The sequence below is a fragment of the Streptomyces sp. Ag82_O1-12 genome (assembly GCF_900182715.1).
GTDB lineage: Bacteria > Actinomycetota > Actinomycetes > Streptomycetales > Streptomycetaceae > Streptomyces > Streptomyces massasporeus.
This window is the reverse complement of the sequence record NZ_FXUW01000001.1, coordinates 1,586,685-1,611,691: the sequence shown is the minus strand read 5'-3', so window position 1 is coordinate 1,611,691 and position 25,007 is coordinate 1,586,685. Positions and strand designations below refer to the sequence as shown.

Annotated in this window: 25 protein-coding genes; 21 read left to right on the top strand and 4 right to left on the bottom strand. The window is 70.9% G+C overall.

The genetic code is table 11. The features are described 5' to 3' along the window. Positions 1-39 precede the first annotated feature (39 nt). From QOL88_RS07450 to prcA, 3 genes are all read left to right on the top strand, one after another. The gene (locus tag QOL88_RS07450) at positions 40-633 is read left to right on the top strand and encodes an endonuclease VII domain-containing protein (protein WP_373559272.1); all 594 of its coding nucleotides are present in this window, start codon (positions 40-42) and stop codon (positions 631-633) included. After that, on the top strand, positions 585-1,430 hold the full coding sequence (prcB, locus tag QOL88_RS07445; protein WP_097215666.1) for a proteasome subunit beta: 846 nt from the start codon (positions 585-587) through the stop codon (positions 1,428-1,430). Before QOL88_RS07450 ends, prcB begins: the two co-directional genes overlap by 49 nt. Positions 1,431-1,497: 67 nt before the next feature. After that, positions 1,498-2,238, top strand: coding sequence for a proteasome subunit alpha (prcA, locus tag QOL88_RS07440; protein WP_097215665.1), 741 nt, complete (start codon positions 1,498-1,500; stop codon positions 2,236-2,238). A gap of 371 nt (positions 2,239-2,609) precedes the next feature. Here prcA and QOL88_RS07435 read toward each other — a convergent pair whose 3' ends face one another. Continuing rightward, on the bottom strand, positions 2,610-3,662 hold the full coding sequence (locus QOL88_RS07435) for a LacI family DNA-binding transcriptional regulator (RefSeq protein WP_097215664.1): 1,053 nt from the start codon (positions 3,660-3,662) through the stop codon (positions 2,610-2,612). A 55-nt stretch (positions 3,663-3,717) separates the two neighbouring features. On the opposite strand from QOL88_RS07435, the gene QOL88_RS07430 reads away from it, so the two are divergent. The 17 genes from QOL88_RS07430 to QOL88_RS07350 all read left to right on the top strand — a co-directional run bounded on the left by QOL88_RS07430 (position 3,718) and on the right by QOL88_RS07350 (position 21,192). After that, entirely contained in the window at positions 3,718-4,977 is a 1,260-nt protein-coding gene (locus tag QOL88_RS07430; RefSeq protein WP_097215663.1) for an MFS transporter, read from the top strand. 9 nt (positions 4,978-4,986) lie between these two features. Beyond that, positions 4,987-6,348, top strand: a complete 1,362-nt coding sequence (gene pafA, locus QOL88_RS07425) for a Pup--protein ligase (protein ID WP_097215662.1) — start codon at positions 4,987-4,989, stop codon at positions 6,346-6,348. Between the two features lie 188 nt (positions 6,349-6,536). Then, positions 6,537-7,517, top strand: a complete 981-nt coding sequence (locus QOL88_RS07420; protein ID WP_097215661.1) for an FKBP-type peptidyl-prolyl cis-trans isomerase — start codon at positions 6,537-6,539, stop codon at positions 7,515-7,517. 56 nt (positions 7,518-7,573) lie between these two features. Continuing rightward, positions 7,574-7,945 (top strand): FKBP-type peptidyl-prolyl cis-trans isomerase, encoded by a 372-nt coding sequence (locus tag QOL88_RS07415; protein ID WP_097215660.1) that lies wholly within the window; start codon positions 7,574-7,576, stop codon positions 7,943-7,945. Positions 7,946-8,073: 128 nt separating this feature from the next. Next, positions 8,074-9,051 (top strand): helix-turn-helix transcriptional regulator, encoded by a 978-nt coding sequence (locus QOL88_RS07410; protein WP_031106196.1) that lies wholly within the window; start codon positions 8,074-8,076, stop codon positions 9,049-9,051. Positions 9,052-9,068: 17 nt separating this feature from the next. Further along, a complete protein-coding gene (locus tag QOL88_RS07405) occupies positions 9,069-10,145 on the top strand; it encodes a helix-turn-helix transcriptional regulator (RefSeq protein WP_257027604.1) in 1,077 nt (358 codons plus the stop codon). 105 nt (positions 10,146-10,250) lie between these two features. Continuing rightward, entirely contained in the window at positions 10,251-10,547 is a 297-nt protein-coding gene (locus tag QOL88_RS07400; RefSeq protein ID WP_097215658.1) for a hypothetical protein, read from the top strand. A 45-nt stretch (positions 10,548-10,592) separates the two neighbouring features. After that, on the top strand, positions 10,593-10,787 hold the full coding sequence (locus tag QOL88_RS07395; protein ID WP_097215657.1) for a G protein-coupled receptor family protein: 195 nt from the start codon (positions 10,593-10,595) through the stop codon (positions 10,785-10,787). Positions 10,788-11,045: 258 nt separating this feature from the next. Continuing rightward, entirely contained in the window at positions 11,046-11,327 is a 282-nt protein-coding gene (tatA, locus tag QOL88_RS07390; protein ID WP_097215656.1) for a Sec-independent protein translocase subunit TatA, read from the top strand. A gap of 47 nt (positions 11,328-11,374) precedes the next feature. Next, positions 11,375-12,337: a twin-arginine translocase subunit TatC gene (gene tatC / locus QOL88_RS07385; protein WP_097215655.1), complete on the top strand. Its 963-nt coding sequence runs from the start codon at positions 11,375-11,377 to the stop codon at positions 12,335-12,337. Between the two features lie 31 nt (positions 12,338-12,368). After that, positions 12,369-13,256, top strand: coding sequence for a diacylglycerol kinase (locus tag QOL88_RS07380; protein WP_097215654.1), 888 nt, complete (start codon positions 12,369-12,371; stop codon positions 13,254-13,256). A 56-nt stretch (positions 13,257-13,312) separates the two neighbouring features. Then, entirely contained in the window at positions 13,313-16,162 is a 2,850-nt protein-coding gene (locus tag QOL88_RS07375; RefSeq protein ID WP_097215653.1) for a DEAD/DEAH box helicase, read from the top strand. Between the two features lie 371 nt (positions 16,163-16,533). Further along, positions 16,534-18,174: a sensor histidine kinase gene (locus QOL88_RS07370; RefSeq protein ID WP_097215652.1), complete on the top strand. Its 1,641-nt coding sequence runs from the start codon at positions 16,534-16,536 to the stop codon at positions 18,172-18,174. Then, positions 18,171-18,578, top strand: a complete 408-nt coding sequence (locus QOL88_RS07365) for a roadblock/LC7 domain-containing protein (RefSeq protein ID WP_030848665.1) — start codon at positions 18,171-18,173, stop codon at positions 18,576-18,578. The genes QOL88_RS07370 and QOL88_RS07365 overlap by 4 nt, the downstream gene beginning before the upstream one ends. Then, positions 18,575-18,973, top strand: coding sequence for a DUF742 domain-containing protein (locus tag QOL88_RS07360; protein WP_097215651.1), 399 nt, complete (start codon positions 18,575-18,577; stop codon positions 18,971-18,973). Before QOL88_RS07365 ends, QOL88_RS07360 begins: the two co-directional genes overlap by 4 nt. Then, on the top strand, positions 18,954-19,574 hold the full coding sequence (locus QOL88_RS07355) for a GTP-binding protein (RefSeq protein ID WP_097215650.1): 621 nt from the start codon (positions 18,954-18,956) through the stop codon (positions 19,572-19,574). Before QOL88_RS07360 ends, QOL88_RS07355 begins: the two co-directional genes overlap by 20 nt. A 61-nt stretch (positions 19,575-19,635) precedes the next feature. After that, positions 19,636-21,192 (top strand): cytochrome P450, encoded by a 1,557-nt coding sequence (locus QOL88_RS07350; protein ID WP_283445879.1) that lies wholly within the window; start codon positions 19,636-19,638, stop codon positions 21,190-21,192. Here the strand turns inward: QOL88_RS07350 and QOL88_RS07345 are convergent. Next, the gene (locus tag QOL88_RS07345; protein WP_097215649.1) at positions 21,186-22,178 is read right to left on the bottom strand and encodes an RluA family pseudouridine synthase; all 993 of its coding nucleotides are present in this window, start codon (positions 22,176-22,178) and stop codon (positions 21,186-21,188) included. The genes QOL88_RS07350 and QOL88_RS07345 overlap by 7 nt on opposite strands. Positions 22,179-22,450: 272 nt before the next feature. Between QOL88_RS07345 and QOL88_RS07340 the strand changes: the two genes are divergently transcribed. Then, positions 22,451-23,032: a GNAT family N-acetyltransferase gene (locus QOL88_RS07340; RefSeq protein ID WP_097215648.1), complete on the top strand. Its 582-nt coding sequence runs from the start codon at positions 22,451-22,453 to the stop codon at positions 23,030-23,032. Positions 23,033-23,061: 29 nt separating this feature from the next. Here QOL88_RS07340 and QOL88_RS07335 read toward each other — a convergent pair whose 3' ends face one another. Both QOL88_RS07335 and QOL88_RS07330 read right to left on the bottom strand, forming a co-directional pair. Next, positions 23,062-23,904 (bottom strand): siderophore-interacting protein, encoded by an 843-nt coding sequence (locus tag QOL88_RS07335; RefSeq protein ID WP_097215647.1) that lies wholly within the window; start codon positions 23,902-23,904, stop codon positions 23,062-23,064. Between the two features lie 79 nt (positions 23,905-23,983). Further along, positions 23,984-24,913, bottom strand: a complete 930-nt coding sequence (locus QOL88_RS07330; protein ID WP_257028042.1) for a 5'-3' exonuclease — start codon at positions 24,911-24,913, stop codon at positions 23,984-23,986. Positions 24,914-25,007 lie beyond the last annotated feature (94 nt).

The following is a 25,007-nucleotide window of genomic DNA, read 5'->3' as shown; positions in this document are numbered from 1 at the left end:
CTTCCTCCTTCGATTCGAAGGCTGGGTGGGGGAGTGGGGTTGCTCGACAGTGAGAGCGTGAAGCGCTGCTCGCGGTGCAAGCAGTACAAGCCGCGAGCGGCCTTCGCGAGTAACAAGGCGATGAGGGGCGGTCTCCAGGCGTACTGCCGCGAGTGCTCTGCGGCGTACTACCGGCAGCGCCAGGATGCCCAGGGCAGGAAGCCCCGCCCGAGGGTTGCCGCTCCGGAAGGGCACAAGTACTGCCAACGCTGCCGGGAGATCAAGCCGCACTCCGAGTGGGATCGCAACAGAACGGCTTCCGATGGCCTTTCGACAGCCTGCAAGGCATGCCGAGCCATCGAAGGGCGTGCGCGTCATCTGAAGCGCCACTACGGGCTGACCGAAGCTGAGCGCGACGAGATGATCGCCTCTCAAAGGGGCCTCTGCGTGATCTGCCTGAAAGCCCCGGCTGTCCATGTGGATCACTGCCACGAGACGGGTAAGGTCCGTGGCGTACTGTGCTTCAACTGCAATTCGGCCATCGGCAAGTTGGGTGACGATCCCGACGCCGTCCGCCGGGCCGCCGCTTACTTGGAAGGAATCGCGTGGAAGCCAACACTCGTAGCACCGGGCGTCTACCGGCTGCCTTCCTGACGCCAGGGTCCTCCTCCTTCATGGACTTCCTGTCCGAGCACCAGCCGGAGATCCTGCCCGGCAACCGGCAACTGCCCCCCACCCAGGGCGTGATCGAGGCACCGCACGGGACCACGATCGTCGCCGTGACGTTCCCCGGCGGTGTGGTCCTCGCCGGTGACCGGCGGGCCACCATGGGCAACGTCATCGCGCAGCGGGACATCGAGAAGGTCTTCCCGGCCGACGAGTACTCGGCGGTGGGCATCGCCGGCACGGCGGGCCTGGCCGTGGAGATGGTGAAGCTGTTCCAGCTGGAGCTGGAGCACTTCGAGAAGGTCGAGGGCGCGCAGCTGTCCCTCGAGGGCAAGGCGAACCGGCTGTCGACGATGATCCGCTCCAACCTCGGCATGGCCATGCAGGGCCTGGCCGTGGTGCCGCTGTTCGCCGGGTACGACGTGGACCGCGGCAAGGGCCGGATCTTCTCCTACGACGTCACCGGCGGCCGCTCCGAGGAGCACCACTACGCGGCCACCGGCTCCGGGTCGATCTTCGCGCGCGGTGCGATGAAGAAGCTCTTCCGGGACGACCTCAGCGAGGCCGAGGCCACCACGCTGGTGGTCCAGGCGCTCTACGACGCGGCAGACGACGACTCGGCGACCGGTGGTCCCGATGTCGCCCGTCGGATCTATCCCATCGTCACCGTGATCACCGACGACGGCTTCCGCCGGCTCACCGAGAACGAGGCGTCCGAGATCGCCCGCTCGATTCTCGAGCGGCGGCTGGAGCAGCCCGACGGGCCGCGGGCCGCGCTGCTGTAGCGGCGATCGTCTTCGTGAGGGTGGTCCAGTGAACCGACGGAATCTTCAAGAGAGGGACGGATAACCGGTGTCGACGCCGTTCTATGTCTCACCCCAGCAGGCCATGGCCGACCGGGCGGAATACGCCCGGAAGGGCATCGCCCGTGGTCGCAGCCTGGTCGTGCTGCAGTTCGCCGACGGCATCGTGTTCGTCGGCGAGAACCCGTCCCGTGCGCTGCACAAGTTCAGCGAGATCTACGACCGGATCGGCTTCGCGGCCGCCGGCAAGTACAACGAGTACGAGAACCTGCGGATCGGCGGTGTCCGTTACGCCGACCTGAGGGGTTACACCTACGACCGGGACGATGTGACGGCCCGGGGCCTGGCGAACGTGTACGCGCAGACGCTGGGCACGATCTTCTCGAGCGCGGCCGAGAAGCCGTACGAGGTGGAGCTGGTCGTCGCCGAGGTCGGGGAGACGCCCGAGGGCGACCAGATCTACCGGCTCCCGCACGACGGTTCCATCGTGGACGAGCACGGCTCGGTCGCGGTGGGCGGCAATGCCGAGCAGATCAGCAGCTATCTGGACCAGCGCCACCAGGAGGGCATGACGCTGGCGGAGGCGCTGAAGCTGGCGGTGCAGGCGCTGTCCCGTGACACCAACGGCAGCGAGCGGGAGATCCCCGCGGAGCGGCTCGAGGTGGCGGTGCTGGACCGCACCCGGCCGCAAAAGCGCAAGTTCAGGCGGATCAGCGGGCCTCAGCTGTCCCGTCTGCTCGCTGCGGGTGCTTCCGGCGGTGACGAGGGGGCGTCGGAGGACGCCGAGTAGTTCTGACGTGGTGTGACGCGCTCCGGCCGGTGGTTCGTGGCCGGGGCGCGTTGCCGTGTACGGGGGCGCGTCCGCTGTGTCTGGCGCCGGTGGGGGTGTTCGTTCGTTTCGCCTTCGCGGTGGGTGGGGGTCGGGGCCGCGCCGGGGGGTGTCCGTCCTCGGAACGGCGCGATGGGGTTGCGTACCGACTGACTGTTCCTTGACGCGCCAACCGCTGCGGGCGGACACCCCCCGACACGGCCCATCTCGCCGTACGTGGGTGCGGGCGCGTCGTGGCTTTCGCCCCCGCTGCGGGCATGCGTGCCGCTTGGGGCGGCACGGGTGGGCGTGGGGGTCCACCCACCCGGCCCCAGCGGCAATGGCCCGCACAGTCAACGCGGTGGTGCCGTGGAGCTTCGTACGATCAGCTGTACCGGGATGTCTCCGCTCTCGGGGGTGCGGTCCTCCAGGACGGCCAGCAGGGCGCGCATGCCGTGCTCGCCGAAGAGTTCGGCGTTGAGGTGGACCGTGGTCAGTTCCGGGTCCATGGCCGTCGCGAGGGCGAGGTCGTCGATGCCCGTGACCGACAGGTCGTCCGGGATGCGCAGCCCCAGACGGCGGGCCGCCTTGTACGTGCCGGCCGCGAGCTGGTCGTCGTCACAGATCACGGCGGTGGGGCGGGTGCCGGGAGCCGAGAGGGCGGCCTCGGCGGCGGCCACGGCTCCCTCGATGGAGATCGGGGCCCGGGCCGTGCGGACCGACGTGTCCGGTACCTCCGCCAGTCTCGCCGTCAGCTCCCGGGCGCGTACTTCGAAGGTCCAGGAGGGCACGTCCGCCGCCAGGTGGAGGAAGCGGCGGTGGCCCAGGGACAGCAGGTGCCTGGTGACCTGGCGGACGCCGTCGGCGATGTCCAGGTTCACGGTCGCCGCGCCGAGGCTCCCGGCGGGGTCGCTGTCGAGCATCACCAGGGGGAGTGCCTCGCCGCGGATGGCGGTCAGCGCGTCGGCGGCCATGGACGAGGCGATGACGCCGTCCAGCGCGGCCTGCGCCGAGGCGAAGGGGTCGCGGGCGGGACCGATGCCCTCGGGGGAGGGGTACAGGACCACGCCGAAGCCGTGCTCGGCCGCGACGCGGGTGGCGCCGGTGTAGACGCCGGCGAAGAACTCGGTGGTGAGGGCGGGGACGACCAGGAGGACGGTGCGGGTACGGCCCAGGCGCAGGTTGCGGGCGGCCAGGTTCGGGCGGTAGCCCAGGTCGCGGGCGGCCTCGCGGACGCGTTCGGCGGTCGCCTCGGAGACCCGGCCGCGCCATTTGTCGCCGAGGACCAGGGACACGGCTGCCTGGGAGACGCCGGCGGCCTGGGCGACGTCCCGGCTCGTGGGGCGGGTGCTGCCTCGTGCCACCGGTGGCCTGCTCCTTCGTCTGGACTCGTGAACAGCGGACATGGTACGTATGGAAACCGAAGTTATACGTACAACCTTAGGCGGGGACGGCGGGGACATGGCCACGGGATATCTGGAGATCCTTCGGGCGCGGCACGCCGCCCGCCTGCTCGCAGGGACGCTGGTCGGCCGGCTGCCCAACGCCACGGCCGCCATCGCGATCGTGCTGTTCGTCCGGGCGGAGGGTGGCTCGTACAGCCTGGCGGGGGCGCTGGCGGCCGTCTACGGCGTCGCCAACGCCGTCGGGCAGCCCGTGCTGGGCAGGAGAGTGGACCTGCGCGGGCAGCCGCGTGTGCAGCTGCCGGCGGCCGTCCTCTCCGCGCTCGCGATGGCCCTCTTCGCCTTCTCCGGCATCGGGTCGCTGCCGCTCGCCTACGTGGCCGTCGCCGGAGCCGGGCTCTTCACGCCGCCGCTGGAGGGCGGGCTGCGGGCGCTGTGGCCCTCCGTGCTGCGGCGGGAGGACCAGGTGCACACGGCGTACGCGATGGACGCCGTGGCCCAGGAGGTGATGTTCACCGTCGGGCCGCTGCTCGTGACGCTGTGCACGTCTCTGTGGTCGGCCCAGGCCGCGCTGCTCGTGCTGAACGTGATCGGGGTGCTGGGGGCGTTGTCCGTCGTCGTCTCGCCGCCCTCGCGTGCCTGGCGGTCGGCGCCGCGGGAGGCGCACTGGCTCGGCGCGCTGCGCTCGGCGGGACTGCTCGCGCTGCTGGCGGCGTTCCTGTTCATCGGGATGGCGCTCGGATCCATCACGGTCGCCTCGGTGCCCTACGCGGACGCCCACGGGGGCGACGCCGTGTACGGCTGGCTGATGGCGGCCCTGGGATTCGGTGCGCTGGTCGGCGGCACCGTCTACGGGGCCCGGCAGTGGGCCGGTGAGCCCGCGCGGCGACTCCAGGTGCTGGTGGCCCTTCTGGTGGTGTGTTACCTCCCGCTGACGCTCATGCCGGGCGCGGTGCCCATGGTGGCGCTCACCGCGCTCGCCGGGGTCTTCCTCGCGCCCGCCATCGCCTGCGCGTTCGTCCTGGTCGACCGTCATGCCCCGCGGGGCACGGTGACCGAGGCGTTCTCCTGGCTGGTGACGACGTTCACGGTGGGCCACTCGGTCGGAGCGGGCGTCGCGGGGCCCGTCGTCGAGGCGGGCGGGGCCCTGTGGGGCTTCGCCGTGCCGGGTGTCGCCGGTGGCGTGTCTCTGCTGGTTTTGATCGCCACAGGACGGGTAGTCGCAGCTCCCGGCCAGGGAGCGGTTGTTGTGTCCGGTTCGGAAAATGATCCAAACCGTGCCCCCGAACCCCGTTTCAGTTCAGGGGATCGGGCGTAATGTTCCCTCATGGACCGCCGCATTTTCGGGCTGGAGAACGAGTACGGCGTCACGTGCACGTTCAGGGGACAGCGCCGCCTGTCTCCTGACGAGGTGGCGCGGTACCTCTTCCGCCGTGTCGTGTCATGGGGCCGCAGCAGCAATGTCTTTCTGCGAAACGGCGCCCGCCTCTATCTCGACGTGGGATCGCATCCGGAATACGCGACACCGGAATGCGACAACGTGACCGAACTGGTCACCCACGACAAAGCAGGCGAGCGCATTCTCGAAGGACTCCTGGTGGACGCCGAACGACGCCTGCACGAGGAGGGAATCGCGGGCGACGTCTACCTCTTCAAGAACAACACCGACTCGGCGGGCAACTCCTACGGCTGCCATGAGAACTATCTGGTCGCCCGGCACGGGGAGTTCTCCCGACTCGCGGACATTCTGATTCCGTTCCTGGTCACCCGGCAACTGCTGTGCGGTGCCGGCAAGGTGCTGCAGACGCCGCGCGGCGCCGTGTACTGCGTCAGCCAGCGGGCCGAACACATCTGGGAGGGCGTCTCCTCGGCGACGACCCGCTCCCGGCCCATCATCAACACGCGTGACGAGCCGCACGCGGACGCCGAGCGCTACCGCCGCCTGCACGTCATCGTGGGCGACTCCAACATGTCCGAGACGACCATGCTGCTCAAGGTCGGGGCCACCGACCTGGTGCTGCGCATGATCGAGGCGGGCACGGTGATGCGGGACCTCACCCTGGAGAACCCGATCCGGGCGATCCGCGAGGTCAGCCACGACATCACGGGTCGCCGCAAGGTGCGCCTGGCCAGCGGACGCGAGGCCTCCGCCCTGGAGGTACAGCGCGAGTACTACGAGAAGGCCCTGGACTTCTGCGAGCGCCGGGGCATCCGCACCGGCACCGTCGATCAGGTCCTGGAGCTGTGGGGCCGCACACTGGACGCGATCGAGGCCGAGGACCTCGACCGCATCGGCACCGAGATCGACTGGGTCATGAAGTACAAGCTCATCGAGCGGTACCGCGCCAAGCACAACATGACCATGTCGCACCCGCGGGTCGCGCAGATAGACCTCGCCTACCACGACATCCACCGTCGTCGTGGCCTGTACTACCTGCTCGAGAAGAAGGGCCAGGCGGCCCGTATCTGCAACGACTTGAAGATCTTCGAGGGCAAGTCCGTTCCGCCGCAGACCACTCGGGCCCGGCTGCGCGGCGACTTCATCCGGCGGGCCCAGGAACAGCGCCGTGACTTCACGGTCGACTGGGTTCACCTCAAGCTCAACGACCAGGCGCAGCGGACCGTGCTGTGCAAGGACCCGTTCCGTTCCGTGGACGACCGGGTGGAGAAGCTGATCGCCGGAATGTGAGCCTGAGCCGGCCTTCCGAATGCCGGTGCCCGGAGGTTTTCACACCTTCGGGCACCGGCCTTTTCCGGCCCGGCTCCGGCTGTGGGGAGCGGCCCGGGCGACGTCGTGTCGCGGGGTGAGGCGAGTGCGGAGCGTGTACGCCGTAGAGTGGCGCCCATTGCCCCCCACTCCCGATCCCAGTTGGACTGATGAACTACAACACGAAACGACTCGTGGCCGCGCTGCTGGCCGTTCCCGCCCTGTTGTTCACCGCCGCGTGCGGATCGGACGACGGGAACAACGGCGACGCGGCCGGAGGCGTCGCCGAGATCAAGGGGAAGGTCGGGGCGAAGCCCGAGATCTCCGTGCCCAAGGACGGCAAGCCGTCCGACAAGACCGTGGTCAAGACGGTCTCGGCGGGCAGCGGAACCCCGATCAAGGGCTCCGACTTCGTCCGGCTGGACTGGACCGTCGAGAAGTGGGGCGGGAAGCAGGAGCTCGGAGGCACGTGGGCCGCGGGCGCGACGGGTGACAAGGCGCCTCGCAGGCAGTCCATCGAGCAGATCGGCAAGCCGAGCCAGCAGCTTCCCGAGAAGGTCCTCGACGCGGTGAAGGGCGAGAAGCCGGGCAGCCGCATCCTGGTGCAGGGCACCGCGGGCGATCTGATCGGCCAGAGCCTGAACACCTCCTCCGGGATCTCCGCCAAGGACGTGCTGATCTGGGTGGTCGACCCGGTCGGTGCCGCGAGTGTCGACGCCAAGGCCGAGGCCAAGGGTGAGCAGGCGCCCTCCGAGCCGGGCATGCCCGAGGTGAAGTCCCCGTCGCAGAAGGCCGCGGTCATCACCGTCCCCAAGGGGGAGAAGGCTCCCAAGGACCTCAAGGAGCAGGTGCTGATCAAGGGCGACGGCAAGAAGGTCGAGGCCGGCCAGGGCCTCATCGCCCAGTACACCGGCGTCAAGTGGGAGGACGGCAAGAAGTTCGACTCCTCCTGGGACCACGGCGGCGCCACCGCCTTCCAGATCGGCAACGGCTCCGTCGTGGCAGGCTGGGACAAGGGCCTCGTCGGCAAGCACGTGGGCGACCGGGTGCTGCTGGTGATCCCGCCCAAGCTGGGTTACGGCGCGAGCCCGCAGAGCGAGCTGGCCAAGAACACACTGGTCTTCACGGTGGACATCCTCGGCACGGTCTGACCCGGCCGGTCTGTGAGACTGTCCCCGACGCAGGTCACGTAACAAGGAGAGATGAAGTGAGCATCGACAAGCCCGAGATCGACTTCCCGGGCGGCGAGCCCCCGGCGGACCTCGAGATCAAGGACATCTGGGAGGGTGACGGCCCGGTCGCGCAGGCCGGCCAGACCGTCACCGTGCACTACGTGGGTGTCTCCTTCAGCACGGGCGAGGAGTTCGACGCCAGCTGGAACCGCGGCGCCCCGTTCCGCTTCCCGCTGGGCGGCGGCCGCGTCATCAAGGGCTGGGACCAGGGCGTGCAGGGCATGAAGGTCGGTGGCCGTCGCCAGCTGACCATCCCCGCCCACCTCGCCTACGGCAACCAGAGCCCGTCGCCTCTGATCAAGGCCGGCGAGACGCTGATCTTCGTGGTCGACCTGCTCGGGGTCTGAGCAAGCTCCGACAGACTCGATCATGTGGGGCCCATGCCTGTTCGGGCATGGGCCCTCGGCTTTTGCCGTGCCACCGTGTGGCGGTACGGTCATCGCTCGTAAGCACCATAGGGAGGCGAAGCGCGTCGATGGCCATTGCCAAGGCGGAGCGGCTGATGAATCTGGCGCTGTGTCTGCTCGGGACACGCCGGCCGCTCAGCAAGCGTGAGCTGCGCGACTCCATCGAGGCCTACGTCGAGGCCTTCGGGCCGGGCAACGGCGCGACCGGCTCCGATGATTCCTTCAACCGCATGTTCGAGCGCGACAAGGACGACCTGCGCGAACTCGGGCTGGTCATCGAGACCGTCGAGAACCTCGACGGCGAGGTCGGCTATCTGGCCCGCCGCGACAGCAACCGCCTCCCGCCCATCACCCTGGACGCCGAGGAGGCCGCCGCCCTCGGGCTCGCCGCCAAGGTGTGGCAGCAGGCCCGGCTCGCCGGAGCGGCCAGCGGCGCCCTGCAGAAGCTGCGCGCGGCCGGGCTCCCCGAGGACGTCGACCCGTACGGGTCGCACGGCGCGCTGGAGCCGCGTATCCCCGTGCACGAGGCCGCCTTCGAGCCGCTGATGCTGGCCTGCCGGGACCGCAGGCCCGTCGCCTTCGACTACCGCAAGGCCACCGCGGCCCACCCCGAGCAGCGGCACGTGGAGCCGTGGGCGCTGGAGTGCTGGCGGGGCCACTGGTACCTGGCGGGCTGGGACCGCGACCGGGGCGCCGAGCGGGTCTTCCGGCTGTCGCGGATCACCGGCAAGGTCCGCTCGCGCGGCGGCCGGTACACCGCTCCCGTACCGGACGTCGTCACCGTCCGGGAGACCGTGGCGAGCTGGGCCGGCGAGGTCGCCGACCGCTCGGCGCGGATCCGGCTGCGTGCCGGCGCGGGGTACCCCCTTCGGGCGAAGGCCACCTCCGTCCGGGAACTCGGCGACGGCTGGGACGAGTTGGAGATTCCGTACGGCCACGGGCTGGACGCCTGGCTGGTGGAGTTCGGGCCGGACGTGGTCGTCCTGGAGCCCGCCGAGCTGCGGGCCGACGTGGTGGACCGGCTGCGGGCCGTGGCCAAGGGTTGAGGGGGAGCGGAAAGACAGTGGCAGGCAAACCGGTCAGGCCCGTGAACGCCATCGACCAGACCCGGCGGATGCTCTCGCTGGTGACGTATCTGAAGGAGCGCCCCGGAGCCAGGGTCGAGGACGTCGCGCGTGCCTTCGGCATCAGCGAGGACGAGCTGGTCTCCGACCTCGACGTGCTGCCCATGTGCGGCACCAGCTTCCGCGGCGGCGACCTGCTCGACATCGACACCGACGGCGAGCGCATCTGGTGGCACAACCCGGCCGCCCTCGCGGCGGAAGCGGCCGAGCCGCTCAGACTCGCCGCCGACGAGGCCACCGCCCTGCTCGTCGCCGCTCGCGCGGTGTCCACGCTGCCCGGGCTGCGCGAGAGCGACCGGCAGGCGCTGCTGCGGGCGACGGCCAAGGTGGAGACCGCGGCCGGCGAGGCGGCGGGCGCCAGCTCGCGCCTGTCGGTGACCTTCGAGTCCGAGGGCGGTGTCTTCGCGGACGTCGACCGGGCGATCGCCGAGCGCCGCAGGCTGTGGATCCGCTACTACTCGCCCGCGCGTGACGAGGTCACCGAGCGGGAGATCGACCCCATCCGCCTGGTCAGCGTCGGGCACACGTACGTCGAGGCCTGGTGCCGCCGTTCCGAGGCGCGCCGCACCTTCCGGCTCGACCGGGTGGCCGAGATCAAGATCCTGGACGAGCCGTCGGCACCGCCGGAGATCGAGCTGCGGGATCTGTCGGAAGCGCTGGTGCAGCCCGCGGCCGAGGACCCGGAGGTCGTGGTCGAGGTCGGGCCCGGCGGCCGCTGGGTCGCGGAGTACTACCCGCACGACAGTGCGGATGAGCTGCCGGACGGCGGACTGCGTATCACCCTGCGGACCCCCGACCCGGCGTCGCTGCGGCGCCTGGCGCTGCGGCTCGGGCGGGACGGCCGGATCGTCTCGCCGCCGGACCTCGCCGACAGCGCCCGCCGGGCGGCCCGCGAGGCGCTGGCGGCGTACGACGGGATCGAGGCGGCGCGGACGACGCGCGTCGCGGAGGCCGACGCGCGAGGGCCGCACGCGGCGCACGCGGTTCCGGACGGGCCGGGCGAGCGACCCGAGTGAGCCGCGGGCGCCCCCTCGGGGTCCACGGCCGGGCAGGCCCGCCGGACCCGCGGCACCGGGCGTGGCGCCCCGGAGGCGAACGACCCCAGAAAGAGGAGCGAGGGCTTGAACGAGTCGGCGACGTCCGGTGGTGTCGGGGGCATGACGGTGGAGTCCGCGTTCGCCGGAATGAGAAGCGTGGCCCCGGTCGTGTTCAGGGCGGGCTGCCCCGACTGCCGCGGGTCCTTCGAGCTCGCCGCGGGCGCCCTGCGCCTGGCCATCGGTGCCACGAGCCGCACCACCTTCTACTCCTTCACCTGCCCGCAGTGCGGCGCGTCGGTCCGCAAGCCCGCGGGGGAGCGGATCGTGGAGCTGCTCACCGGCGGCGGTGTGCGGACCCTGCGGCTGCACTCCGCCGTCTAGAGGGTCGGGGCGTTCGCCCGTTCAGGAAGGTCTAGGCTCGGCGTCATGTTCTGGCCGATGTTCGCGGTTGCTGTGGGTTTCGTGGGTCTTGTCGTGCTCGGGGTGCTCGCCGTGCGGGTCTTCGTGGAGGCACAGCGGCTGGGCAGGCAGGTCACGGACTCGGCGCGCCGCATCAACCGGGCCGCCGAGGACCTGGAGCGGGCGGCGGAGACCGCGGCCCGATCCGTGGACGCTCTATGAGTCGTCCAAGCGTCGGCCATGAGTTGCTTTTGGGACACTTCGCCCTGTCACCTCGGCGGTTCGTGCAGGTACGCTGCTGGTCGCGGCCCGGTTAACGAGGCACTGGTCGCGGACGGGAGTACGCACAGGGGATGCAGAGGGATTGCCTCACGTTCACCCCCGAGCGTTACGATCGCTGCCAACACGATCGTTCGGACAGGTGTCCGACCGGTCGGACAGCACCCCACCACAGCCGCCTCGGTGAGAAGGTAAAGACTTATGTTCGGAAGGCTCGGAGCCCCCGAGATCATTCTCATCCTCGTCGTCATCATCCTGCTGTTCGGCGCGAAGAAGCTTCCGGACATGGCTCGGTCGCTCGGCAAGTCCGCCCGCATCCTCAAGAGCGAGGCGAAGGCGATGAAGGACGAGAGCAAGTCCTCCACGACCCCGGCGGGCCCGCCCAACACCGACGAGTCCTCGCAGCGCACCATCCAGGCGGCGCCCGGTGACGTGAACAGCTCGCGCCCGGTCAGCGAGCCCACGGACACGACCAAGCGCTGACGCAGGGCCGGTGACCTCCGGCCCGCCGCACGAGATGGGAACGTGGGTTGCTGAAGTCTGCCCGCAAGCAGGAGAGGGATCCCGAGGGGCGCATGCCCCTCGCGGAGCACCTTCGCGAGCTCCGCAACCGGCTCGCCAAGGCGATGCTGGCGATCGTCGTCGTCACGGTCTTCGCCGCCTTCTTCTACAACGACATCATCAACTTGATCACCAAGCCGATCCTCGACTCGGTCGGCTGTGACAAGACCTTCGCGGAACTGGCCCAGTCGCAGCCGGGTACGAAGCCCTGTGCGCAGATCACCATCAACGGCCTGCTCACCCCCTTCACGCTGGCGCTGAAGGTGTCGCTGATGGCCGGTGTCGTGCTGGCCTCGCCGATCTGGCTCTACCAGCTGTGGGCCTTCGTCGCCCCGGGCCTGCACCGGCACGAGAAGAAGTACGCCTACGCCTTCGTCGGCACGGGCGCGCCGCTGTTCATCGTCGGCGCCTACTTCGCCTACACGGTGCTCCCCACCACGGCCAAGGTGCTCCTGGAGTTCACCCCGGGCGGCACGTCCAACCTCCTTCCGCTGGACGACCTGCTCGACCTGGTCATGCGGATGGTGCTCGTCTTCGGCCTGTCCTTCGAGCTGCCGCTGCTCCTGGCCATGCTCAACCTCACCGGGGTACTGACCGGCAAGCGCATGCTCGGCTGGTGGCGCGGCATGATCATGGGCATCACGGTCTTCGCGGCCATCGCCACCCCCAGCACCGACCCGCTGACCATGCTGGCGCTGGCGGCGCCGATCTGGATCCTGTACTTCGCAGCCGTCGCCTTCTCCCTGGTCAACGATCGCCGTAAGGCCCGACGCGACGCCCTCGGACCCGCCGACGACGAGGCCTCCGAGCTGGATCTCACCCCCGACGACATCGGCGAGATCGAGCCCGTGACCACCAGCCGGGCCGCCCTGCCCGAGCAGGCGAGCTCGGACCGCTCGGACCGGGTCAACGGTTATGACGACGTGACCTGAAGATCGACGGACAGCTCATAGGGTCGGTCCCGTGACCAGCGAGATCACCCTCTTCGTCAACCCCACCGCGGGCCGCGGCCGGGGCGCCCGCGCGGCGCGGCCGGCCGCTTCCGCGTTGCGGGCGGCCGGCTTCTCGGTGCGGACGGTCCTCGGGGAGGACGCCGCGGACGCCCTGGTCCGCGCGCGTGCCGCCGTCGAGGCCGGCACGGGCGCGCTGATCGCCGTCGGGGGCGACGGGATGGCGGCCCTCGCGCTGCGGGCGGTCGCGGGCACCCGCACCCCGCTCGGCCTGGTCGCCGTCGGCACCGGCAACGACTTCGCCCGCGCCCTCGGCCTGCCCGTGCGGGAGCCGGCCGCCGCGGGCCGCATGATCGCAGACGCCCTCAAGTGCGGCCGGATCCGCGACATCGACCTCGGGCAGGTCGGCGACCGCTGGTTCGGCACGGTCCTCGCCTCCGGCTTCGACTCCCGCGTCAACGACCGCGGCAACCGCATGAGATGGCCCACCGGCCGTCTCAAGTACGACCTGGCGATGATCGGCGAACTCGCCGGGTTCCGTCCCGTCCCGTACCGGATCCGGCTCGACGACGAGGTCCTGGAGGTCGAGGCGACCCTCGTGGCCGTCGGCAACGGCTCCTCCTACGGCGGCGGCATGCGGATCTGCCCCGGCGCCGACCTGACCGACGGACTGTTCGACATCACGGTGGTCGGGGACTGCACCCGCACCACACTGCTGCGGGTCTTCCCGAAGGTGTACCGGGGGACGCACGTCGACCATCCCAAGGTGACCGTGCTGCGGGCGGCCCAGGTCGAGATCGCCGCCGAGGGCGTCACCGGCTACGCCGACGGGGAGCCGCTCGGCCCCCTGCCGCTGCGTGCGCGCTGCGTGCGCGGGGGCGTGCGGGTCGTCGGCCCCTGAGGTCCGCTGCCCCTGAGCTGCGCCGATCCCTGGTTTCACAGGAACGGATCCGGATAATGATCGTCCTGTTGTCAGTGCGGCCCGGTACGCTCGAAAGCACGATGACAGAGGACCTCTCACCGGCCGAGCGGTACGCGGCAGCCCGCCTGCGGGCAGCCGAGCAGGCCACCGCGCTCGCGGGCTTCCGCGAGATGTACGACTTCGGTCTCGACCCCTTCCAGATCGAGGCCTGTCAGGCGCTCGAAGCGGGGAAGGGCGTGCTCGTCGCGGCGCCCACCGGCTCCGGCAAGACGATCGTCGGCGAGTTCGCCGTCCACCTCGCCCTCCAGCAGGGCAAGAAGTGCTTCTACACGACACCCATCAAGGCGCTGTCGAACCAGAAGTACGCCGACCTGTGCCGCCGCTACGGCACGGACAAGGTGGGCCTGCTCACCGGCGACAACAGCGTCAACTCCGAGGCGCCGGTGGTCGTGATGACCACCGAGGTGCTGCGGAACATGCTGTACGCCGGTTCCCAGACCCTCCTGGGCCTCGGATACGTGGTCATGGACGAGGTGCACTACCTCTCCGACCGGTTCCGGGGTGCGGTATGGGAAGAAGTGATCATTCACCTTCCCGAGTCGGTCACGCTCGTCTCGCTCTCGGCGACCGTGTCGAACGCCGAGGAGTTCGGCGACTGGCTCGACACGGTCCGCGGCGACACCGAGGTGATCGTCTCCGAGCACCGGCCCGTACCGCTGTTCCAGCACGTGCTGGCGGGACGGCGGATGTACGACCTGTTCGAGGAGGGCGAGGGCCACAAGAAGGCCGTCAACCCCGACCTCACGCGCATGGCGCGCATGGAGGCGAGCCGGCCGTCGTACCAGGACCGGCGGCGCGGCCGGTCCATGCGCGAGGCCGACCGTGAGCGCGAGCGCCGGCAGCGGTCCCGGATCTGGACGCCGAGCCGGCCCGAGGTCATCGAGCGGCTCGACGCCGAGGGGCTGCTGCCCGCCATCACCTTCATCTTCAGCCGCGCCGCCTGCGAGGCCGCCGTCCAGCAGTGCCTGCACGCGGGACTGCGCCTCAACGACGAGGAGGCGCGGGAACGGGTCCGCACCCTGGTCGAGGAGCGCACCGCCTCGATCCCGACCGAGGACCTGCACGTCCTCGGCTACTACGAGTGGCTCGAGGGCCTGGAGCGCGGCATCGCCGCCCACCACGCGGGCATGCTGCCGACCTTCAAGGAGGTCGTCGAGGAACTCTTCGTGCGCGGCCTGGTCAAGGCCGTGTTCGCGACCGAGACCCTCGCCCTCGGCATCAACATGCCCGCCCGCTCGGTGGTGCTGGAGAAGCTGGTCAAGTGGAACGGCGAGCAGCACGCTGACATCACGCCGGGCGAGTACACGCAGCTGACGGGACGCGCGGGGCGACGCGGCATCGACGTCGAGGGCCACGCCGTGGTGCTGTGGCAGCGCGGCTCCAGCCCCGAGCACCTCGCGGGCCTGGCCGGCACGCGCACCTACCCGCTGCGGTCCAGCTTCAAGCCGTCGTACAACATGGCGGTCAACCTGGTCGAGCAGTTCGGGCGGCACCGCTCGCGTGAGCTGCTGGAGACGTCCTTCGCACAGTTCCAGGCGGACAAGTCGGTCGTCGGCATCTCCCGGCAGGTGCAGCGCAACGAGGAAGGTCTGGAGGGCTACAAGGCCTCCATGACCTGCCACCTCGGCGACTTCGAGGAGTACGCACGGCTGCGCCGCGAACTGAAGGACCGGGAGAACGAGATCGCCCGGCAGGGCGCGGCACAGCGGCGCGCCGAGGCCGCCGTCGCGCTGGAGAAGCTGAAGCCCGGTGACGTCATCCACGTGCCCACCGGCAAGTTCGCCGGCCTGGCGCTGGTGCTCGACCCGGGCCTGCCGGCGGGCCGTTCGAACGGCCACCGCGGCTTCGAGCACCACGACGGACCGCGCCCGCTGGTGCTGACCGCCGAGCGGCAGGTGAAGCGGCTGGCGTCCATGGACTTCCCGGTGCCCGTCGAACCGCTGGAGCGGATGCGGATCCCGAAGTCCTTCAACCCCCGCTCCCCGCAGTCTCGTCGGGACCTCGCGTCGGCGCTGCGCACCAAGGCCGGGCACATCCCGGCCGAGAAGCACCGCAAGCGGCGCTCCCAGGCGGCCGACGACCGTGAGATCGCCCGGCTGCGGACAGCGCTCCGCGCTCATCCCTGCCACGGCTGCAACGACCGTGAGGACCACGCCCGTTGGGCCGAGCGGTACCACCGGCTGGTGCGCGACACCTCGCAGCTGGAGCGGCGGATCGAGGGCCGTACGAACACGATCGCCCGGACGTTCGACCGCATCGTGGCGCTGCTGACCGAGCTGGACTACCTGCGCGGCGACGAGGTCACCGAGCACGGCAAGCGGCTCGCGCGGCTGTACGGCGAGCTGGACCTGCTCGCCAGCGAGTGTCTGCGCGCGGGTGTCTGGGAGGACCTGGGCCCGGCCGAACTGGCCGCGTGCGTCTCGGCGTTGGTGTTCGAGGCGCGAGCCGCGGACGACGCGATGGCGCCGAAGGTGCCGTCCGGGAAGGCCAAGGCCGCGCTGGGCGAGATGGTGCGGATCTGGGGGCGGCTGGACGCGCTGGAGGAGGACTTCCGGATCACCCAGACCGAGGGGGTCGGGCAGCGCGAGCCCGATCTCGGCTTCGCCTGGGCGGCGTACGAGTGGGCCTCCGGGAAGGGGCTCGACGAGGTGCTGCGCGAGGCGGAGATGCCGGCGGGGGACTTCGTGCGGTGGTGCAAGCAGGTCATCGACGTGCTGGGCCAGGTCGCCGCGGCTGCTCCGCAGGGGTCGTCGGTGGTGAAGAACGCGCGTAAGGCCGTCGATCTGTTGCTTCGGGGAGTGGTCGCCTACTCGTCGGTGGGGTGACCGTTGGCGCGCGGGTGCCGGTTGTGGGGGGGTGCTCGCGCAGTTCCCCGCGCCCCTGAAGCGGCGTCGTACTGAAGTCCATTCACCCTCACGGTGAGTGGGCTTTCGTATGCCCGTTCGCCGCTACGCACGGTATTCGAACGATGTCGCACCGTGTAAACGACCGAGCGTACTATCCCTTCGCGTCCGGTTTCCGGCAGTTGCTGAATATGACACGGCGATGATCCGGTCGGACTAAGCTCGCCCGCAGCGCACCGGCTTGAGATGAATTCGTGCGCTTGTTCCCCAATGTGTGGAAGATCCCGACTGCTTCATGACATACCCCCCTGTAAGTCCCCCGAACCTCAGTCGACTCCTGTCAGAAGGCCCACATGGTGAGTGTTCAATCCCCTCCCGGTCGCCGTGAACTGCCCTACGCGCGCGTGCTGTTGCTGCCGGCCATAGTCATGGCCGCGGCGACCGGAGCCGCCGTCGCCCTGGTGGCGGAGCCCGCCCGGGGCGCCGTCGGCTGGTGCGGCGGCATCGCCACCGCGCTGGTGCTCGCGACGGCGGCCGAGGCGGTGCGCCGCGGCCGTGCGCTGCGCGACCAGCGTGCGGAGCACGCCCGGCACAGCGCGCATCTGGAACAGCGGATCGGCGCCCACGAGAACGATCTGGTCCGCTTCTCCAGGGAGCTCGTCCCCGCCGCGCTCGACCTGCTGCGCACCGGAGAATCCCCCAGGGGGGTGATGCGCAAGCTCACCCTCGCCAACCCCGCGTTCCGCGACCTGCCGGCCCCACAGGCCGAGACGCTGCTGACGGTGCTCAAGATCGTCGACCGCGAAGTGACCATGCGTGACGCGGCCGCGCGCTCCTTCGTCAGTGTCGCCCGGCGCGTCCAGGCGATCATCCACCAGCAGGCCGAGGAACTCCGGGAGATGGAGGAGGACCACGGCCGCAACCCCGAGGTCTTCGACGACCTGCTGCGCATCGACCACGGCAACGCCCTGATCGGCCGCCTGGCCGACTCCGTCTCCGTCCTCGGCGGCGGCCGCCCCGGGCGGCAGTGGCCCGAGCCGGTGTCCCTGTACAGCACCCTGCGCGGCGCCATGTCCCGCATCCTGGAGTACCGGCGCATCCAGCTGTCCTCCATCGCCAAGGTCAGCGTCAAGGGCATCTACGTCGAGCCGGTCATCCACGCCGCCGCCGAGCTCCTCGACAACGCCACGCGCTACTCGCCGCCGCAGACCAAGGTGCACGTCACCGCCACCGAGGTGCAGACCGGCGTCTGCATCGAGATCGAGGACGGCGGTGTCAACCTCAACGAGGAGGCCCGCGCCCGGATCGAGGGCATGCTGGAGGCCGCCAAGGCCGGCGTCGACCTCCAGGACATCGGTGAGCACCCGCGCCTGGGACTGGCCGTCGTGGGCCGCCTCTGCACGGCGTACAACATGCAGGTCTCGCTGCGCGCCTCCGCGTACGGCGGCGTCCGGGCCATCCTCATCGTGCCGAGCGAGATGATCACCCACGAGCCCGGTGTCGGACTCGCGCACGGCATCGGTGCCACCGGCATCCCCATGACGGTCGGTATCCCCGAGGGCCCCAAGCGCGCGCCCAAGAGGCGACGCCCCACCAGCCCGAAGATCCCCGCCACGGTCTCCATGGAGGACGACGACGTCCCCGAGGTCACCGAGTGGACCGCGAACGGCCTGCCGCAGCGCCGCAGCAAGGTGAAGATGCCCCTCGCCGAGCGGCTCGCCCAGCAGGCCGCCAACGAGAAGGCCGACCGGGAGGCCGCCGAACGGGGCGAGTTCAACCCCTGGGCGACACCGGAGCCCGAGCCCAAGTCATGGCACGACATGTCGTCCCCCGACGCCCCCGGAAAGGGTCTCGAAGCCTTCTGGGAGGGGCTCAAGCAGGGCATCGAGCCCGGCACCCACCCGACGGACTTCATCCGGAACCCGACCAAGTACCTGCACCTGATCAACGACCCGGCCCCCACCGAGGCCGACGACGAGGGGGACCTCAAGTGATCCAGCAGCGAGGCAACTTCGACTGGATGCTCAAGCAGCTCGCCGACGGCGTTCCGGGCATCGAGATGATCGTGGTGCTCTCGGCCGACGGTCTGCGCATCGCACGCTACGGCGGCGAGCCGGACGCGGCCGACCGGGTCGCCGCGGCCTGCGCCGGCCTGCAGTCCCTCGCGGGCAGCATCTGCCAGGAACTCACCGTGGGCGACGGCGAGATGAAGCTCGTCATGATCGAGATCGACCGCGGCTACTTCTACCTCATGGGCGCGGGCGCCAACGCCTTCCTGGCGGTGCTCTCCGACGTGCGATGCGAACCCGGCCGGATGAGCGCGATGATGCGCGACCTGGTCGTCCGGATCGGCGGCCACCTCACCAGTCCGCCCCGGCGGAACGGGCAGATCGTATGACGCCTCCCCAACGCCAGAGGCGCGACCTCGTCCCGGAACCGGCCACGCCCCAGGAGGGCGACGGCAAACCCGGGAACCCGGAGCGGATGTACGTGGTGGCCGGCCCGGACGGTGAACGGGCCGAGCTCGACCTCGTGACGTTAATCGTGGCGCGTGCCACGGACCCGCCGCCGTCCGCCTCTCCCGAGCAGGCGGCGCTGCTCCGACTCTGCGCCGCCCCCCTGTCCGTGGCCGAGCTGTCGGCCTACCTCCACCTGCCGTTCAGCGCGATGGGCGTGCTGCTCACCGAGTTGCTGACGGCGGAACTGGTGCAGGCGCGCGCCCCGATCGTCCGCAAGGCGCGCTCCGACCGTTCCCTCCTCGAAGCGGTGATGAATGGACTTCAACGGCTCTGACACCATCCCGGGCCCCCGGGCCGAGGACCAGCTGCCCCACACGGCACAGGCCGCGGCCAAGATCGTGATCGTGGGTGGCTTCGGCGTCGGCAAGACGACCATGGTCGGCTCGGTCAGCGAGATCACACCGCTGACCACCGAGGAGACCATGACGCAGGCCGGCATCGGTGTCGACGACAACTTCGGCTCCGCGTCCAAGACGGCCACCACCGTGGCCATGGACTTCGGCCGGATCAGCATCACCGAACAGCTGGTGCTGTACCTCTTCGGCACGCCCGGCCAGCAGCGCTTCTGGTTCCTGTGGAACGGCCTGTTCGAGGGCGCGCTCGGCGCGGTGGTGCTGGTCGACACCCGGCGGCTGGAGGTCAGCTTCGACGTCATGGGACGCCTGGAGGAGCGCGGCGTGCCGTTCGTGGTCGCCATCAACTCCTTCCCGGACGCCCCCCGTTACGCCGTCGAGGAGCTGCGCACGGCCCTCGACCTCACGCCGGACATCCCGATCATCGAGTGCGACGCGCGGCGGCGCGCCTCCAGCCGCGACGTCCTGATGACGCTCATGCGCTTCCTGCACTCGCTCGCCATGACGGGCTCGCTCACCTGATCCGTGTCCGTCCACCCCGCCCCTCCCCCCATGACACCTGGAAAGCTTCGGAGCGATCACTGTGACGCCTGAATCCCACGCCCCGACCAGTACGGACGACGACCTCCGGCCCGGCCCGCCCCCCGGCTGCCCCGCGCACGGCCTCGGGCCCGGGGGACTGCACCGGCTGCACGAGGCGGAGGACCTCGGAGCGCTGTACGAGCAACTGCGGGAGCAGCACGGTCCCGTGGCGCCCGTGCTGCTCCACGACGACGTGCCGATGTGGATCGTCCTCGGCCACGCCGAGAACCTGCACATGGTGCGCTCGCCCTCGCAGTACTGCCGGGACAGCCGGATCTGGACCCCGCTCAGGGAGGGCCTCGTCAAGCCCGACCACCCGCTGATGCCGCACATCGCCTGGCAGCCCATCGCCTCGCACGCCGAGGGCGACGAGCACAAGCGGCTGCGCGGCGCGGTCATGGGCGCCATCTCCACGATCGACTTCCGCAGCCTGCGCCGCTACATCAACCGCAGTACGCAGGTGATCGTCAACCGGTTCTGCGAGGCGGGCGAAGCCGACCTCGTCGGCCAGTTCACCGAGCACCTGCCGATGGCGGTCATGTGCGAGATCCTCGGCATGCCCGACGAGTACAACGACCGGATCGTCGAGGCCGCCCGTGACGCGCTCAAGGGCACCGAGACCGCCATCGCCAGCCACTCCTACGTCATGGACGCCCTGAGCCGGCTCACCACCATCCGCCGCGCGCAGCCGGAGGAGGACCTCGCCAGCTACCTGATCACGCACCCGGCCCGGCTGAGCGACGACGAGGTCAGGGAGCACCTGCGCCTGGTGCTCTTCGCCGCCTACGAGGCCACCACCAACCTGCTGTCCAACGTGCTGCTCACGGTGCTGATCGACCCGCGCTTCCGGGCCCAGCTCAACGGCGGCCAGATGACGGTGCCGGAGGCGGTGGAGCAGTCCCTGTGGAACGAACCGCCGTTCAGCACGGTGTTCGCCTACTTCGCCAAGCAGGAGACCGAACTGGGCGGGCAGCGCATCCGCCGGGGCGACGGGCTGCTCTTCGCGCCGCTCCCGGCCAACGTCGACCCGCGGGTACGGCCGGACCTGAAGGCCAGCATGCAGGGCAACCGCTCCCACCTCGCCTTCGGCGGCGGTCCGCACGAGTGCCCCGGGCAGGACATCGGCCGCTCCATCGCCGACGTGGGCGTCGACGCGCTGCTGATGCGGCTGCCGGACGTGGAACTCGACTGCGACGAGGAGGAGTTGCGCTGGACGGCGTCCATCGCCTCCCGGCACCTGGTCGAACTGCCGGTGCAGTTCGCGCCCAAGCCGCCGCAGGACGTGCAGGAGGTGCCCAACCACAAGCCAGTCGCAGCCCAGCGCTCGGACTGGCAGATCGGCATCGCGCAGCCGCAGGCCGCACCGGCCGCGGCGCAGCCCCAGCCGGCCGCGGCGCAGCCGCAGCCGGTCACCGCACAGCCGCAGCCGGACCCGGTACAGCCCCAGCCGGTGCCGGTGCCGGTGCCGGTGCCGGTGCCGGGGCAGCCCGCCGTCGCGGAACCGGCCCGCCGCAAGGGTGTCTGGCAGCGGTTCCTGAGCTGGTGGCGCGGCTACTGACCGTCTGACGGGCCGTCGTACCCGCCGGCGGCCCACCGGTCGTACGACGCCCAGGCCGCGAGCACCCGGCCGCTGCGGAACCGGTGCTCCGCGCCCGTGACCGGGTCGGTGAACTCCAGGGACCGCGCCAGCAGTTGGAGCGGACGGCGGAAGTCACCGGCCGGCCCGGGCGCGGTCACGTCCGGGTAGAGCGGGTCGCCGAGGATCGGCACGCCCAGCGCGCTCAGGTGCACGCGAAGCTGGTGCGTCTGCCCGGTGGCGGGCGCGAGCCGGTACCGGGCGAGCCCGCCGGGCCCGCCGGGGCTCTCGCGGTGCTCGACCAGCTCGACACGGCTCACGGCGTTGGGCTCGCCGGGAACCTCCCGGGCGGTGAGCACCCCGCGCTCCTTCACGATCCGGCTGCGGACGGTCCGGGGCAGGGCGAGAGCGGGGTCGTACGGGGCGACGGCCTCGTACTCCTTGCGGATCCGGCGGTCGCGGAACAGCGACTGGTACGCCCCGCGCTCCTCCGGGCGCACCGTGAACAGCACGAGTCCCGCGGTGAGCCGGTCCAGCCGGTGCGCCGCGGTGAGCTCGGGGAGGTCCAGGTCGCGGCGGAGCCGGGCCAGCGCGGTCTCGGCGACGTGGCCGCCGCGCGGGGTGGTGGCGAGGAAGTGCGGCTTGTCGGCGACGACGATGTGCTCGTCCCGGTGCACGACCCGCACCGAGAAGGGCACCGGCACCTCGTCGGGCAGGTCCCGGTGGAACCAGACGAACATCCCCGGCACGAAGGGCGCGTCGGCCGCCACGGGCCGTCCGTCCGCCCCGACGATCAGGCCTGCCTCGAACATGCCGTCGACGACTCCCGTACCCGCCCCCGAGAGCCGCTCCACCAGGTGCGCACGCACCGTGCCCCACGCCCCCGCGGCGGGCAGCCGCACGCGCACCGGATCCACCCCGTGGCGCTGCGGCAGGGGAGAGGGCGGGATGCGGGTCTTGCGTCTCATCGCGGCCCAGCGTACGAGGCGGAGGTGCGGGGGCGGAAAGCCCTGGTCCGCGTGGGTGGACGACCCCGGCGTGCGGGGCGGACGGCCCCGGTGTGCAGGGGCGTAAGAGTCGGTGTGCGGGGGCGGAAGACGCTGCGTGCGGTTCGTCGCCGCCATGGGTGGAAGACCCGGTGGCGGGGATGAACGTCCCTGGCGTGCGGGGACGGAAGCCCCGGTGTTCCGGGCCGGAAAATGACTGGGGCCGCCCGGCCGGACCTTGTCAGGATGCGGGCATGCCGTTCCTCATCAGCCCGGTCCTGACCGCCGGTACCCTCGCGGACCGCCCGCAACCGACTCTCCCCGCCGACGGCGGACTCGCGCTGCGCCCCTGGCGGGCCGGGGACGCGCCCGCGGTGTACGAGGTCTTCCAGGACCCCGTGATGCACCAGTGGCACGCCCGCGCCGCGGACTCCGTGGCGGAGGCCGGTGCCTGGATCCAGGCCTGGCACCAGGCGTGGGAGGGCGAGCGGGAGGCGCACTGGGCCGTGGCCGACGCGGAGTCCGGAGAGCTGCTGGGCAGGGTGGCGCTGCGCGAGCTACGGCTCGACGACGGGACGGCGGAGGTGGCGTACTGGACCGCCCCGCAGGCGCGGGGCCGGGGCGTCGCCGCCCGCGCCACGACCGCGCTCACCCACTGGGCGCTCGACGAGATCGGCTTCCACCGCCTGGAGCTCCTGCACGCCGTGCGCAACGAGGCGTCCTGCCGCGTCGCCTCCCGGACCGGCTTCGCCCTCGAGGGCACCAAGCGCAGCGCGATCCTGCAGCCGGACGGCTGGCACGACATGCACCTGCACGCGCGGATCCGCAGGGACTGAGCCGGGCACCGCGGCGCGCCGGTGAGCCGTCAGGCCGCGGACACGCTCTCCTGCTCCGCCTCGATCCGGGCGTTCCACTCGCGCTTGGAGGCCTGCCAGCCGTCCTCGTTGTGCCCGCGGCGCCAATAGCCGGAGATCGAGAGGTCCTCGCGCGCGACCTGGCGCTCCACGCGGAGCAGATGGCGCAGCTGCTTGACGAAGTGCGCCTCGCCGTGGACGAAGGCGTGCACCCGGCCCTCGGGGAACTCCAGGTCCCGGACGGCCTCGACCAGCGCCTCGCCCAGGGGCCGCGCGCCGCGGTGCAGCCAGACGACGTCCACGTCCGAGTCGATCTTCAGCTCCTCCTCGGAGCCGGAGACCTCCACGAAGGCGTACGCCCTGGCCCCGCGCGGCAACGCCTCCAAGGCGCAGGCGATCGCGGGCAGCGCGCTCTCGTCGCCGACGAGCAGGTGCCAGTCGGCGTCCGCGTCGGGCGCGTAAGCCCCGCCGGGTCCCATGAAGCGCACGGTCTCGCCCGGCCGGACGCGGCGGGCCCACGGACCGGCCAGGCCCTCGTCACCGTGGATGACGAAGTCCAGCGTCAGCTCGCGGTGCTCGGCGTCCCACTGGCGGACCGTGTAAGTCCGGGTCACCGGCCACTGGTCGCGCGGCAGTTCGTCCTTGACGCGCTGCAGGTCGAAGGGTTCCGGATAGGTGACGCCCGCGGGCGGGAACAGCAGCTTCACATAGTGGTCGGTGCACGTGCCCGCCGCGAAGTCGGCGAGGCCCTCGCCGCCGAGCACCACGCGCTGCATGTGCGGGGTCAGCCGCTCGGTGCGCACGACCTGCGCGGAGTGGAGCCTGCGCGGCTGGCGGCCCGGTCGCTCTGCCATGAGGACCTCCCTGTCTCACATAGTTAGGCTAACCTAAGTTAACACCCCGCCCCCACTTCACACCTCCTGTGGCGAGAGATCACGCCGAGAGCGTGGCCATCAGCCGCTCCAGGGATCCGCCCAGTCCCCAGCGGGCCGCCAGCGCCTCAAGTGCCGCCGGGTCGCGCGGCCTGCGCGGCAGCGCCGTGGAAACGTCGGGCAGGGGTACGTCGTCCGCGACCCGGACCACCTTCGGGGCGACCGCCAGATAGGGACGCGCCTCGTCCAGTCGCCTGCGCTGGGTCGGCGTCAGCTTCGCCCCCCGGTCCTCGATCGCCGCCATGATCCCGGCCAGGTCCCCGAACTCGGCCAGCAGCTTGGCGGCTGTCTTCTCACCGATGCCCGGCACGCCCGGCAGGCCGTCGCTCGGGTCGCCGCGCAGCAAGGCCAGATCCGCGTACCCCCTGCCGTCGACCCCATACTTCTCACGCAGCACCGCCTCATCGGTGTGCTGCAACGTGCCCACGCCCTTCAGCGGGTACAGCACGCGCACCCCGCGTGCGTCGTCCACCAGCTGGTACAGGTCGCGGTCGCCCGTGACGATGTCGACCGGACCCTTCGCCCCGGCGGTGAACGTGCCGATCACGTCGTCCGCCTCGTACCCGGCGACACCCACGCGCGCGATGCCCACCGCGTCCAGCACCGCCTCGATGACCGGCACCTGCGGCGACAGCGTGTCGGGCACCTCCTCCTCGTCCGGGCCGACCGCGTGCTCCTCGGCGACCCGGTGCGCCTTGTAGGAGGGGATCAGGTCCACCCGCCACTGCGGCCGCCAGTCGGCGTCCATGCAGGCCACCAGGAGGTCCGGCCGGTGGTCCTTGACCAGGCGGTCGATGAAGTCGAGCAGTCCGCGCACGGCGTTCACCGGCGTGCCGTCCGGGGCCCGGACCGAGTCCGGGACGCCGAAGTAGGCGCGGAAGTACAGGGAGGCGGTGTCGAGGAGCATCAGTCGTCCGGTCACGCCACGCATCATGCCGTACGCCGCCGACAGTGACTCGCCGCAGCGCAACGCGTTGCGCCCTGCGCGTTCCGTGTGAAGCGCCCCACTTTCGAGTTTGCTGCCG

Bases quoted from the DNA above. Each gene is read 5' to 3' on its own strand.
- tatA (WP_097215656.1), top strand. From the start codon at position 11,046: ATGTTCGGAAGGCTCGGAGCCCCCGAGATCATTCTCATCCTCGTCGTC.
- QOL88_RS07330 (WP_257028042.1), bottom strand. From the start codon at position 24,913: ATGCGTGGCGTGACCGGACGACTGATGCTCCTCGACACCGCCTCCCTG.
- QOL88_RS07375 (WP_097215653.1), top strand. From the start codon at position 13,313: ATGATCGTCCTGTTGTCAGTGCGGCCCGGTACGCTCGAAAGCACGATG.
- QOL88_RS07430 (WP_097215663.1), top strand. From the start codon at position 3,718: ATGGCCACGGGATATCTGGAGATCCTTCGGGCGCGGCACGCCGCCCGC.
- QOL88_RS07340 (WP_097215648.1), top strand. From the start codon at position 22,451: ATGCCGTTCCTCATCAGCCCGGTCCTGACCGCCGGTACCCTCGCGGAC.
- QOL88_RS07410 (WP_031106196.1), top strand. From the start codon at position 8,074: ATGGCCATTGCCAAGGCGGAGCGGCTGATGAATCTGGCGCTGTGTCTG.
- QOL88_RS07435 (WP_097215664.1), bottom strand. From the start codon at position 3,662: ATGTCCGCTGTTCACGAGTCCAGACGAAGGAGCAGGCCACCGGTGGCA.
- QOL88_RS07395 (WP_097215657.1), top strand. From the start codon at position 10,593: ATGTTCTGGCCGATGTTCGCGGTTGCTGTGGGTTTCGTGGGTCTTGTC.
- QOL88_RS07370 (WP_097215652.1), top strand. From the start codon at position 16,534: ATGGTGAGTGTTCAATCCCCTCCCGGTCGCCGTGAACTGCCCTACGCG.
- QOL88_RS07420 (WP_097215661.1), top strand. From the start codon at position 6,537: ATGAACTACAACACGAAACGACTCGTGGCCGCGCTGCTGGCCGTTCCC.
- QOL88_RS07360 (WP_097215651.1), top strand. From the start codon at position 18,575: ATGACGCCTCCCCAACGCCAGAGGCGCGACCTCGTCCCGGAACCGGCC.
- QOL88_RS07345 (WP_097215649.1), bottom strand. From the start codon at position 22,178: ATGAGACGCAAGACCCGCATCCCGCCCTCTCCCCTGCCGCAGCGCCAC.
- QOL88_RS07355 (WP_097215650.1), top strand. From the start codon at position 18,954: ATGGACTTCAACGGCTCTGACACCATCCCGGGCCCCCGGGCCGAGGAC.
- pafA (WP_097215662.1), top strand. From the start codon at position 4,987: ATGGACCGCCGCATTTTCGGGCTGGAGAACGAGTACGGCGTCACGTGC.
- QOL88_RS07335 (WP_097215647.1), bottom strand. From the start codon at position 23,904: ATGGCAGAGCGACCGGGCCGCCAGCCGCGCAGGCTCCACTCCGCGCAG.